Here is a 13168-nt window from a genome sequence, read left to right as displayed (position 1 = left end):
CCCGCCAGCTGCTGACTCAGCATTCACCGACGCGGGGTGAGTCGTCATCACCCGCATAGCTAATTCACCCGGGTGAGTGCAAGGTGTCATTGGGTAGATCGAAATACGTCGGGGTGGGCGCCGTCAAAGTTGGGCTGCCCAGCGACCGGACGGGCGGCGAGAGCCAGGGGTCTGCCATGGGAAGCGCGGTGTATCAGCCCCAGCTGTGGCCATCCGGCGGTCGCGGCGTCACGGTGACGGTGATGGTGGGGCGGCCCTGACGGGGAGCACCGCGGATGCTGCGTACGGCCGTGCTCGCCAAAAGCATTTCATTGAGCAGGTTTTCCGGGCTCGATGTCAGAATCGTCGGGGCGGTACCGGGGAGGACGTCCGGCCATGCCACCGCGACGCGTCTGATCGTCGGAGTGGCCGCGGTCCAATTCGGCGGCACCGACAGCGCGCCGATCGACGAGGCCCGGCCCAAACCCGCTGTCAATGCCGGTGCCGGACCGTAGCCCGGCCCCGGGTCTGCCGAACCCGATAGCGCGAATCCGGGCGCTGAGCCGCCGGGCAGCGCCCCCAAACGTTCCAGAATGGCATCCATCTTGCTGGCACCGTCTGCGTCGTAGCGCACCGCATATCCCAGGCCCGCATACGACCCGCCCGTGCCCGTCGACGTGATTGACGTCGCCGCCGACGAAACGGCCAGGTTCACCGGGCTCAGCAAGCTGAGCAATTGCGAGAACGACGAAAGTGATGGCGCGGCGGCCGTGGGCAGCGCAAGTCCCTGAAGGACGTTGGGTACCGCGGAAAGTAGCTGCGAGCCCGTCGACATGATGGTCTGGGTGCCCGTACCGGCTGACGTGGCGGCGGCGTGCGCGACTGCAGCAACCTGGCCGGCGACCCCGGCCGGGTTCGTGGTGGGCGGGGGCGAGGTGAACGGCGGTAGCGCCGAAGCGGCAGCGGACGCGCCGGCATACTCATACATTGCCCCGGCGTCTTGAGCCCACATTTCTGCGTACTCGGCTTCGGTGGCCGCGATCGCCGGGGTGTTTTGGCCGAGAATGTTCGTCGCGACGAGCGCCATCAACAGAGTGCGGTTGGCGGCGACCATCGGTGGGGGCACCGTCATCGCAAACGCGGCCTCGTAGGCGGCTGCGGCGGCGGTGGCATGAGTAGCGGCCTGCTCGCACAGCGCAGCAGTCGTTGTCAGCCAAGAGACGTAGGGCGCGGCGGCGACCGTCATCGCCACCGACGCGGGACCCAGCCATGCCGCTCCGGTCAGGTCCGAGATCACCGACTGATAGGAGGCCGCCGTGGAATATAGGTCGGCGGCCAGCGCGCCCCACCCTGCTGCGGCAGCCAGCATCGATCCGCAGCCAGGCCCGGAGTACATGCGGCCGGAGTTGATCTCTGGTGGCAACGCCCCGAAATCCATCTTCGAAAACCTCAGGGTCCCTTGGCTACCGGGTCGCTTCGCGGATGTGGCGGCCGCTGGGTGGCAGTGAGGCACGGACAAGCCGGGCGGTGCAATGCGGCAGCGGCAGCCTGACGCCGACGACGGAAGCCGCGCGGACCGGGCGCCGTCGAGCTTTTCGTGCCCGGACCACTCCTTGACCGGGGGGCGCCGAACCCGACACGGCGGCGGGTGCGCTCATGTCAACACTTCCGCCACGGGTTCATCGTGCGGGCTCTGGGTTAAGGGCCGACGCGCATGCCCTGCACAAGCGCGCGCCTTGCCGGTCAACGAATCTGGGTGACTCACTTGGTTTTTGGCGAGCGGCTCCGCACAACGGGCATTGTTGGTCGGCGGCCGCTTGCTTGTCACGGCGCTCCCAGACGGCCGCTCGTCCCCGCGCCACCGCCTTGCGGCGTCGCCAGCCCGCATAGGCAATCACCCCGGCCGTGACCGACGATCCAGCACAAATGGCGGCGGTGACGCCGAAATCGATCAGCTGACCATTGATCAGCATGAGGGCCGCGTAATCACCGGAAACCACAGCCACAAACAGGGCAGCGACGCGTAGCCGGGTCATGATGCCGGCCCCTCAGGCCCGATTGGGCGCACAGAAAAGACACTGCGCAGGCATCCAGTGGGACGCCCGCAGGTGGCGCATGCCGGGCGGGTGCCGCATCGCGACGCCATCTCGCGTTTGTCACCCACGTAGGTCGCCATCGCCCATCGCACGGTAGACAGGCAAGCTTGACAGAGCGTCTCGACGAGGTCGCCATCCGGGGTCAGCCCCATCTGGTCGCATCCGTCAACGGCGTGTATCTCGGCGACGGCCACCGCCGGCGCACCGCAGGCACTGCCGGTCGACACCCGCTGGGCACTGCAGATGGGCTGCAACCCGTGAAGTTGATCCTCGATCGCCCGGACGGCGTCTATCGCGGCATCTCCATTGCGATGCGCCCAACGCCGGGCAAGGGCGGTGGCGTCCCGTATTCGATGCGGCAGCCACGGGCTTCGCGCGGCGGCCGAGCCGTGTTCAGCAGCCGATCGTAGAAATTGGCGACGCTTCATCTGATTTTCTCCATTTGTGGCGATGGGTTCCGCGGTGATCAACGCAGTAAGGTTTTTCACCGTCATCGCGACACGTTGCTGGCTTTGCGGCCCCGAACGCAGATCCGGTACATGGCTGGATTCACGTACCGTCCGCTCGCGATCTGTTAAGCCAGGATTAACCGACGTGGGATGAGTGGTCATCACCCGGTGAAAGGATTCACCCGGGTGATTCGCCGATTATTCGAACATCACGATCAGCCGACGAAACCTGCTGCAAGCGGGATATCCGCAACTGCATGATCGCGTCGACCGAGGCTGGCAGCCTAATCGTCGACGGCGACTCGGTGCGAATCGGTGGGAAGCGGTCGGCCGCTCATCGGGTTGCGCAAAGGATTGCGGCCGACCGGCATACCCACGCCGAGCTCCGCGAATCATTGTCGGTCAATGCCTTTAGGGCCGAAAAGCGAATCACGTTACGCGATGCCGTAGTCGTTTATCTTGCGGTAAATAGTCGCCCGCGACATTCCCAGGGCACGAGCCGCCTCTTGCTTGTTACCGCCGTTGTCTTGCAGGCTACGGACAATCGCGTCGCGCTCGAGCGCTTCCATCTGGGTCAGCTTGCGCCGGGTGACGGAGCGGCATTCCGGTGGCAACTTGTCGGCGCTGATGATGCCCGTTCGTTGGCGGGCAACGGTTTCGGTTAAAACCCGCCGCAGCTGCGAGACGTTGCCCGGCCACGGCAGCCTGCTCAGTTGACGCATAGCGGCGGGTGCCAGCTCCACCTCAGCACCCCGGGTGATCTCGCGCAGCAACAGCGGCACTAATTCTTCGAGGTCGTCAATCCTGTGTCGCAGCGCCGGCACGGTGACGGTATGAGTAAACAGCGGCAGCAGCTGCTTGATCGGTGCTGACGGAGGCGCGGAACTTTTGGTCGCCGCGACCCATCCCCGGCCTGCCCGCGTGGCCAGGATCGAGGTGATCGATTCGAGTGTGTCTTTGTCGATTTCATCCACGTCGGCGATCACCACTGCGAAGTCCTCGTCGTCGGACTCAGCAGCCAGCTCGGCGACGAGACGCGCGGCGCTGGGAAATGTCTCGGCACGCATCGTCCGGACGGTTCGGCCCGGTTTCACATCCTGCCCGATCGCTTGCGCCAACCGTGACCTGCCGGATCCTTTCTCTCCTTCGAGGATTACCCAGTCTCGGTCGCGGCAGCACTGGCGCACCTGCTGGCAGCAGCGCAGCCAGGCGCTGTCGTGACCTGCCAGACCGGGGATTCGAGTGTTCGCCGGCCGGCCGGTTTGGTGCGGGTGCGAGTCGGTCTCGGCTGAAAAATCAACGTGGAAAACGACATTGGTTCGGCCACCGCGCGTCGTCGAGCGGTCGGCAGCAGTGATTTTGGCGATGCGCCCGCTTGGCAGGACAGCCAGCACCGTGCCCGATAACGTGGAGCTCAGCAGATCCGAGGCGTGTTCGAGCAGCGCGGTCTGCTCGTTGCCGTCCAGCGCCCGGCGCAGGTAGGGGTTCATCAACACCACGTCGCCACCAATCGCGAGCACACCGCTCGAAGAGTGCCCCGTCTGCTGCAGGTACGTCTCCAACAGCGCGGTCTCACCCTCATGAGCCACCAGCCGCATGCGATCCTCGATTTGGCGACCGGCGCTGGCGGCCAGCGCGAGCAACAGCGGATCGGATTCGTCGGCCAGACAACTCAGATTGACAGCGCCGATTATCCTGCGCGTTATCGGATCCCGGATCGGCGACCCCGCGCAGGCGAAACCGGTGAACATGGTGACGTAATGCTCGCCGCCTCGGATGAACGCGGGGCGCCCAGTCTCCAGTGCGGTGCCGATTCCATTGGTGCCCGCCACCTCTTCAGCCAGGCTATAGCCCGGTACGAGACTCACCCTGTCCAACGCGTTGAGGATGGACACCTGCGGGGCGGTCCGCTCAACCACCACCCCATCGGTTGCTGTCAGCACAACGCTGACAGCTTGCGCAGCCAGATCATCGGTGACGCGCCGCAGCACCGGCGCGGCCGCGCGCGCCAACCGCGAGTTCACATTGGGTTCACGCACATACGGGAGCTCGACCCGGTCGGGGTGTACGCGCAGGACCTGGGACCGACGCCAGGAGTCCAGGACACTGGGCTGCAGAATGTCCCCATCGATTGGGCGCACCGCGTCAACAGACCCCATGGTCAGAAACTTTTCCCTGACACGCTGAAATTCGGTCGTTCGGCTGGCCTGCGACCCCATCCTCGAGCTACCTCGCCCCTTTCTCGCGGTCACCATATGGCTTTGGCGGGTCAGGCAATGCCGTAATCCCGCATCTTGCGATAGATGGTTGCCCGCGACATACCCAAGGCTGACGCAGCCTTCAGTTTGTTGTCGTCGTTGTCCTCCAAGCTGCGGACGATGGCGTCTCGCTCAAGCGCCTCCATCTGGGTGAGCTTGCGCCTCGCAAGCGATCGACACTCGGGCGGCAGCTTATCGGCACCGATGACGCCTGAACGTTGCCGCGCAATGGTTTCCGCAACAACTCGCCGCAACTGTGCGACGTTACCCGGCCAGGGGAGCTTACTGAGTTGACGCATCGCAGCGGCATCAAGGCGCACATCGGTGCCCGAGGTCAGTTCGCGCAACAGCAACGGCACCAATACCTCGATGTCTTCAATCCGGTGCCGCAACGCGGGCACTGTCACGGTGTGGGTGAACAACGGCAGCAGCAACTCAACCGTCGGTGAAGGCGTCGACAAACTCATCGTCGCTGCGACCCATCCGCGACACGCACGGGATCGCAACACCGGAACCATCGCTGCCAGCGTCTCCTCGTCGATGCAATCCACGCCGGAAATCACCACGGCAAAGTCATCGCCATCGGTTTGGGTCACTATCTCGGCGACGAAAAGAGCTGGCGTCGGGAATGTTTCAGCCCGCATTACCCGCACGGTCTTGGTCGGGTGCACGTACTGTGCGACAGCCTGAGCCAGCTTGGCTCGTCCAGATCCCTTCTCGCCCTCTAGCATTACCCAATCTCGATCTCGGCAACATCGCTCGACCTGCTCACAACTGCGTCGCCATGAGCTGCTGCGCCCAACGAGGCCGGGAATGTGCGACACGACCGATTGGGGAGGCCCGACACGGTGGGCCGTTGCCTCGGTGGATAACCGCACATGGAAAACGACGTTAGTTCTGCCACGGATCTCCGCATGGTCGGCAGCAGTGATCTTGGCGATGCGCCCGCTCGGGAGGGCGGCCAGCGCGGTGCCCGGCAGCGTGGAGCTGAGCGGATCCGAGGCGTGTTCGAGCAGTGCGATTTGATCATTGGTGTCGAGTGTCTGGCGCAGGTAGCGGTTCATCAGCAACACATCACCGCCGATCGCCAGCACACCGAATGGGAACCGTCGCGCCTGGTCGCGATACGCCTGCAGAAGCGCGATCTCGCTGGCGTGCGCCGACTCTCTCAGTCGGTCTTCTATCTGGCTTCCCAGGCTTTTGACTAGCGGTAACAACACCGGATTCGAACGGCTGGCCCAGCAGGTGAGATCAACGACGCCGACGAGCCGTTGAGTTACCGGGTCACGGATCGGCGTACCAGCACAGGCAAGCTCGCCCAAGGACCCGACGAAATGCTCGCCGCCACGAATGACCGTGGGCCGTCCGGTTTCGAGCGCGGTGCCGATCCCGTTGGTACCGGCGAATTCCTCGGCGTAGCTGTAGCCGGGGGCGAGGCTGACCGAATCCAGTGCTTTCATGAGGGCTCGTTCCGACGCCGAGCGCTCCACGATTACGCCGTCGGCCGAGGTGAGGATGACCGACATCGCCTCGATGGTCACGTCCTGCGTGATCCCCTGTAGCACAGGCTGCGCGGCGTGGGCTAGGCGCGAGTCGGTATCCGGCTGCCGAACATAGGGCAAATCGAGCCGGTCGGGGTGAACCCGCATGGCCTGGGACCGACGCCAGGAGTCCAGGACGCTTGGGGGCAACGTCTCCGCCTCCAAGGACCCCTCGCACAAGAACCGTTCCCGCACCCGTCGAAGGTCGGTGCGGACGTCGGCGCGCAAACTCATCGACGCATGCACCTCGCTTCCGACCGCGCGGTGCAGCCGACCCCCAGATGCCGGCGTCCTCGGTTGAAACGCGCAAGCCTGCTCAGATTGAGGCACCCAGTATACGTCCGCGGCGGTGTCATGGGTCACGTCAGCTAATTGCACCCACGTGCATCGCCCAGCGCCGATCGGTCGGTACGAGGCGGTATCCTGGGGATCTTCCACAGTCCACTGTCAGGAAAAGCACGTCTGGCGACACGGCGGCGAAGAGGCGACCATCTGCATGCCATGGACCTGATCAACCGCCGCACTGAGTGCACCCTGCTGGACGGAGTTCTGCAGGCGGTGCGGTCGGCAGACAGCCGGGTGCTGGTCCTGCATGGTGATCCGGGTGTTGGTAAGTCGGCGTTGATGGACTATGTCGCGAGCCGAGCGGCCGGCTACCGCCTGGTGCGCGCGGCGGGTATCGAGTCCGAGATGGAGCTTGCATACGCAGCGCTGCACCAGCTGTGCGCACCGCTGATGGATCGCCTCGACGATCTCCCGGCACCACAGCGCGATGCACTGAGTACCGCGTTTGCCCAGTGCACCGGGCCTGCACCGGACAGACTGCTGATCGGGCTGGCGGTGTTGGGCCTGGTTTCCGCCGCCGCCGCCGAGAATCAGCCCCTGGTCTGCTTGGTCGACGATCTGCAGTGGGTCGATCGTGCCTCGGCGGACGCGCTGGCGTTTGTGGCCCGGCGCCTGGTCGCCGAACCGGTTGCCATGATCATGGCGACTCGTGCGGCCGACCCCGGCTTCCCCAATTTGCCGATGATGGAAGTCAGCGGTTTGCACGATGGCGATGCCCGGGCGCTGCTGGACCGAGCGTGGGCCGCACCGCTGGATCAGCGGGTCCGCGATCAACTCGTCGCAGAGACCGGCGGCAACCCGCTTGCGCTTCTTGAGCTTCCTCGCGATCTGACCACCCACGAGCTGGCCGGCGGATTTGGAATCCCCAGTGCGCGAAGGCTTTCCGGGCGTATCGAGGAGAGCTTCCAGCGCCGCCTTGCTAATTTGCCCGAGCAGACCCGCCGACTGCTACTTATCGCAGCCGCCGATCCGACCGGTGATCCGGCACTCCTGTGGGGCGCGGCCGCACGCCTCGACATCGGCGTCGACGCCGCCGCACCCGCGATGTCCGACGGTCTGGCGGAGTTCGGCATCTGGGTGCGCTTCCGGCATCCCCTCGTCCGATCGGCGACATACCGGTCTGCGCCGGTTTCCGAACGGCGGTTGGTGCACCGGGCGTTGGCGGACGCGACCAATCCGGACACCGATCCTGACCGCCGCGCGTGGCACCGGGCCCAGGCGGCTGTGGGACCAGATGAGGACGTCGCCGCGGAACTGGAACGCTCAGCGGGTCGGGCCCGAGCGCGTGGCGGTGTGGCCGCGGCAGCCGCGTTTCTCGAGCGGGCGACCATCCTTACGCGCGACCCCGCGCAACGCGTGGAGCGGGCGCTGGCCGCTGCGTCAGCCGAGGTCGATGCGGGCGCGTTCGACGTCGCGCAGGATCTGCTGGCGGTTGCCGAGGCCGGGCCATCGACCGATTTTCAGGATGCCCGCGCTGACCTGGTCCGCGCTCAACTGGCATTCGTAACCGGCCGAGGTAGCGACGCCCCACCGCTGTTGTTGAAAGCGGCTGCGCGGTTCGAGCCGATCCAGGCCGCTGCTGCTCGCACGACTTATCTGCAGGCCCTCCAGGCGGCGGTATTCGCCGGCCGATTGGCAGTGGGCGCCGGGGTCGTCGAGGTCGCACGCGCAGCGAAGACGTCGCCGCCACCGCCGAGTCCAACCCTCTCGGACCTTCTTCTCGACGGGTTCGTCGCGAACTTCACCGACGGTTATGCGGCGAGCCTGCCGACCTTGGGTCGCGCCGTGAGCGCCGCCCGCCGCGACGTGTCACAAGACGAGCAACAATTCCTGTGGCTGGCCGGCATCGCCGCCTTGCACATGTGGGATGACGAAGGCTGGGAAGCAGTCTCGAGACGTCACGTCGAGCTTGCCCGTTCGGCAGGCGCGCTGGCGGAGCTGCCGCTAGCACTCAGTTCTCGTGCGGTGATGCTTACCTTTGCCGGTGAACTCGCCGCCGCGGGAGCCCTCCATCAGGAATTGAAGACGGTAACCGAAGCGACCGGCGCCAGCCTCGCGACCGACCCGGCTATGAGCCTCGCCGCGTTCTGCGGCAACCAGGTCGAGACGTCGGCGTTGATCGAGGCCACCACACGAGACGTGGTACGCCGGGGTGAAGGTATGTGGGTAAGCGTCGCCGAATGGACGGAGGCGGTGCTCAACAACGGCATCGGTAACTACCAGGCGGCGCTCAGCCCGGCCCTCCGCACCGCCGACCAACCTGATCTTGCGCTGTCTGCTTGGTCCACAATCGAACTCATCGAGGCCGCCGCGCGCAGCGGTGCGTCCGACATCGCGGCACGCGCCGTCGCGCGGCTTTGTGAGATGACCAGTGCCAGCGGCACTGATTGGGCGCTGGGTGTGCAGGCACGTTCTCGCGCGCTGCTCAGTGAGGCTCCCGAGGCTAAGCAGTTATACCGGGAGGCGATCGAACGGCTCGGCCGTACCCGCATGCGCGTGGAACTGGCCCGCACGCACCTACTCTATGGAGAGTGGCTGCGACGACAGCGCCGCCGCACCGATGCCCGGGCGCAACTGCGCACCGCGCACGACATGTTCGACGCGATGGGCATGCAAGCCTTCGCCGAACGCGGACGCCGCGAGCTGTTGGCCACCGGCGAGACGGCTCGAAAGCGCACATCCGCAGCAACTGGCGCAAAGCTGACGCCGCAGGAAGAACAGGTCGCGCGGTTAGCCGCAGAGGGGCTGACCAACCCCGAGATCGGCGCGCGCCTTTTCATCAGCGCCAAAACAGTTCAGTATCACCTGAGCAAAGTTTTCACCAAGCTTGGTATCAGCTCCCGCAGTCAGCTTCATTAAGCCCTGCGAATCCCAAATCTGACCCTCCGGGTCGGAGCCGGCACATCCACTGGTCAATGGAGGCGCTGTCATTGACCAGCCAGTGCGGCGGACGGCGACCACTGACGGTCAGCATGCTGGCGCGCCGACTAGGCATCGGCCGATGCGAACGCGGAGCACCTTGCCGCACGCTTGGCTCATTGACGCAATCAATGCTCGAGACGGGGCGACGAGTCCCGACGTCGAGGGGATTTGCAAAGGAGATGGCCGAGACGTGAACACGTGGCGTTCAGTCGGTCAGCCGGTGTCTCATTTTGAGACGCGCATTCACCTCATCTTGAGACGCTCACCTTCCGCCCGCGGCGGTGTCATGGGTCATGTCAGCTAATACACCGGCCACCCGGTGACCCAGCGAAAGGCATGGAGAAATGACTATTTTTCAGCTGACCGATCGCCTACACGACGGCCGCACCTTACGCGTCCAAGCAGACCAAATTGCGCCGACGGTGGCCTCATGGCTGGCGGAGTTGGGCGCCTGCAGCCCATTGGCAGAGGAGCTCGGCCAAGCGGTGCGCGATGGTGATTGGCCTGCAACATACGGCCTGGCCGACTATCTGTCGGTGGAAGTCCAGGTGGCAGCATGACGTCTGTCGGGGAGTCGGAGCGGCTTGACCAGGGTCAGCAGGCTCCAATGAGCGTGAAGGCGGTGGCTGCCGCCAGGTATGGTCCCTCGGATCGTCCCCGAACCCCGGGGCGCGCGAAGGTGCCGGGTTCGTCGCAGCAAAGGCTCGGACCCGCGACACATGCTGCGGCGGCCGCCCAGCGCGATAAGCCCCGTCGCGGACCGGGACAGATGCGCATACCGCCGATTCGTGGGCGGGCGAACGAGCTGAAGGTGATCGGCGCGCTGATCACGGCGGTCGCGCAGGGGCACCGGGGCGTACTGGTCATCGAGGGCCCGCCGGGCATCGGAAAGAGCCGCTTGTTGACCGAGGTCTTGGTGCTCGCCGAGAAGGCCGGTGTTCGATCGCTATTCGGCGAAGCGTTTGAGTACCAGCGGATGGTGCCGTTTTCCCCGCTGTTCATGGCGACCCTGCGCGCGGATCCCCCGGTCGGTGATGCCGAGACATTTCGCCACTTGGCCACTTCGGCTGATCACCGCTACTGGGTGGTGCGCGATCTGCAAGCTGCGATACAGGCGGCCGCGTCCCGAATGCCCTTGGCGATTCTCCTCGAGGACATCCACTGGGCGGATAACGCCACACTGCTTGCGCTGCGGTCGCTGGCCGCACAGCGGACCGGTGCCCCGGTGCTATGGGTGTTTACCGTGCGAACCGGCGCGGGCGGGCCGGCCGTTCGCGAGACGCTGAGCACTCTGGAACGCGAGGATGCCAGATTTCTACGGTTGACGCCCATGACACCGTGCGCGGTCGCCGACATTGTGCAAGACGCCGTGCGAGCCAGCGCGGACGCGTCGCTGCTAAACCTGGCCGATAAGGCGCGCGGCAACCCGTTTCTGTTGACCGAGCTGCTGCTTGGACTGGACGAGGACGGCCGGCTCGATGTCAGCGGCGGCCACGCGGTAGCCACCGGAGACGTGTTGCCGCGACGGCTCAGCGACACCATGCAGAAACGACTCGACCAGCTTTCCACCGCTGCAAGCCAAGTCGTGCGGGTGGCCGCAGCGCTGCCAGACCGGTTCTCGGCCCGGCTGCTCGCCGCGATGCTGGAACGCCGGCCGACCGCCCTCGTGCCGGCGGTAGAAGAGGCAGTCCGCGCCGACATACTCATCGAAGAAGGTGATCAGATGAGATTTCGGCATGATCTGCTGCGCGAAGCGACGCGGCAATCGTTGCCCCAGTCGCTGCGTCGAGCGATGGAGCGGCAGTCGGCGACCATCATGCTGGACATGGGGGCGGCGTCCGAGGAGGTCGCAACCCAACTCGCCCGTAGCGCTGAAGTCGGCGATCAGGTCGCGATCTCCGCGCTCCGCGAAGCCGCACAGTCGCTGGCCAATAGCGATCCGAGCGCCGCATCAGATTTGAGCAAGCGCGCGTTCGAGCTCCTGTCCCCCCAAGACCCCGGACGTGGGCCACTGATAACGGAAACGATCGTGCTGCTCAATCGGGCCACACGCTACGAGGAGGCGCAACGGCTGGCCAGCACCACCCTGTCTGCCGCACTGGCGCCCGAAGAAGAGGCAGAGCTTCGCCTGCGGCTACCGACGGTAACTACCGAGGCGACCACTCGACACATCGAAGAGAACCGCCGTGCGCTGCAGTTGCCGCATCTCAGCGAGGTCACCCGGGCACGACATCGGGCATGGCTGGCATACAACCTGGCGATGTACGGCCAACACGGACAAGATCGCATGGCGGCCAATGAGGCAGCGGCCGCTGCCGCATCCACCGGCGATCTCGAGTCCAACATTCTGTCCGGAATAGCACTCGCCTGCCTGGACTGCGCGGACGGGAATGCGCGCCGCGCCTTACACCGCGTTGAGGAACTTCAAGCCTTGACCCCCACGGACGATATGACCGCTCATCATCTCGCTGCGGTTCATCTGGCAAACCTGTTTGCGGTCGTTGGACAGTTGGAAGATGCCGCGGCGCTGGCCGCGTGTCGCACAGAAAAAGCCCAGAAGGAACGCGACGGTATGGCGCTTCATATCTGGGCCATGACCTCGGGGGTGGTGCAGCTGGCTGCGGGCCGGTTGTCGGCTGCCCGCGCCGCTACCGAGTGGCTGCCAACGCCGGAGCGAACGGGATGGACCTTGGTCGACGCGATGAGCATGTTCACGCTGGCGGAGGTGGCCGCGCGCACCGACGACCGAACGTTGTTGCAAGAGTTGCTAACCGAGGCGCACGGCGCCTACTCCGATGGTTCACCTGCCGTACGTCGCAGCGCGGCCGGCGCGCTGGGGCTGGCGGCGTGGCAGCACGACGACGTTCGTGAAGCGGTGCGCTGGCTCGGTGGCGACATCTCGCTACTCGTGACGCCGCTCTTGCCGACCGTCTTGGATCAGCTGACCTTGACCGCGCGGGTGGCGTTAGCCACCGCTGATGCCGGCCTGCGAGCGCATCTTCTCGACGACGTTGACGTGCTCGAACGCGAGCGTCCCGGGGTTCGGTTGTTCGCCACAATCGCCCAACAGACGCGCGGGATACTCGAGCGTGATATCGAGGCCCTGGTGTCGGCGGCGGAGTCGCTTCGTTCGTCGGGGCGGCCGCTTCTCTATGCCGGTGCTGCCGAGGACGCCGGTGGCGAGCTGGCTCGTGTGCAGCGCAATGCTGAGGCGCTCGACCAGCTGAACGCGGCATTTGACACCTACATCGAATGCGAGGCGATTGCCGATGCGCGCCGGGTGGGTCGCGCGCTGCGCCATTTAGGCATGGAACGGCGCATCGTAACGCGCCCGCGGGCAAAAACGGGCTGGGACAGCCTGACCGAGTCCGAGCTCAAGGTGGTCAACCTGATTGCCCAGGGGGCGACGAACCGCGCTGTCGCGCAACAACTTCACGTTTCCCCCCACACGGTGAAGACCCACGTGCACAATGCTTTTGCCAAGCTCGGAATCACTTCCCGCGTCCAGTTGGCGCAGCTCACGCGTGGCGCTGATTGATCGACAGCAAATCGGTAGGTGACGTGGGCACGCCTACAAT

Annotated in this window: 7 protein-coding genes; 4 read left to right on the top strand and 3 right to left on the bottom strand. The window is 65.5% G+C overall.

From position 1 onward, the window contains the following. Positions 1 to 193 precede the first annotated feature (193 nt). Entirely contained in the window at positions 194 to 1417 is a 1224-nt protein-coding gene (locus AC5Y4F_RS09410) for a PPE family protein (protein WP_499996202.1), read from the bottom strand. Positions 1418 to 2182: 765 nt separating this feature from the next. Here AC5Y4F_RS09410 and AC5Y4F_RS09405 point away from each other — a divergent pair. Next, positions 2183 to 2485, top strand: a complete 303-nt coding sequence (locus tag AC5Y4F_RS09405) for a hypothetical protein (protein ID WP_499996201.1) — start codon at positions 2183 to 2185, stop codon at positions 2483 to 2485. 473 nt (positions 2486 to 2958) lie between these two features. Here AC5Y4F_RS09405 and AC5Y4F_RS09400 read toward each other — a convergent pair whose 3' ends face one another. After that, positions 2959 to 4743 (bottom strand): sigma-54-dependent Fis family transcriptional regulator, encoded by a 1785-nt coding sequence (locus AC5Y4F_RS09400; protein ID WP_499996199.1) that lies wholly within the window; start codon positions 4741 to 4743, stop codon positions 2959 to 2961. Between the two features lie 50 nt (positions 4744 to 4793). Continuing rightward, the gene (locus AC5Y4F_RS09395; RefSeq protein WP_067936847.1) at positions 4794 to 6557 is read right to left on the bottom strand and encodes a sigma-54-dependent Fis family transcriptional regulator; all 1764 of its coding nucleotides are present in this window, start codon (positions 6555 to 6557) and stop codon (positions 4794 to 4796) included. A 267-nt stretch (positions 6558 to 6824) separates the two neighbouring features. On the opposite strand from AC5Y4F_RS09395, the gene AC5Y4F_RS09390 reads away from it, so the two are divergent. The 3 genes from AC5Y4F_RS09390 (at position 6825) to AC5Y4F_RS09380 (ending at position 13128) form a co-directional block, all read left to right on the top strand. After that, positions 6825 to 9527 (top strand): helix-turn-helix transcriptional regulator, encoded by a 2703-nt coding sequence (locus tag AC5Y4F_RS09390; RefSeq protein WP_499996197.1) that lies wholly within the window; start codon positions 6825 to 6827, stop codon positions 9525 to 9527. Between the two features lie 407 nt (positions 9528 to 9934). Next, complete coding sequence (locus tag AC5Y4F_RS09385; protein ID WP_499996195.1) at positions 9935 to 10150, top strand: Rv2628 protein family; 216 nt, start codon at positions 9935 to 9937, stop codon at positions 10148 to 10150. 209 nt (positions 10151 to 10359) lie between these two features. Beyond that, complete coding sequence (locus tag AC5Y4F_RS09380) at positions 10360 to 13128, top strand: helix-turn-helix transcriptional regulator (RefSeq protein WP_499996191.1); 2769 nt, start codon at positions 10360 to 10362, stop codon at positions 13126 to 13128. Positions 13129 to 13168: the final 40 nt, after the last annotated feature.

Source organism: Mycobacterium sp. NGS56 (assembly GCF_059812425.1).
The sequence above is the reverse complement of the archived record's forward strand: the minus strand, read 5'-3'. Positions and strand labels throughout refer to the sequence as shown.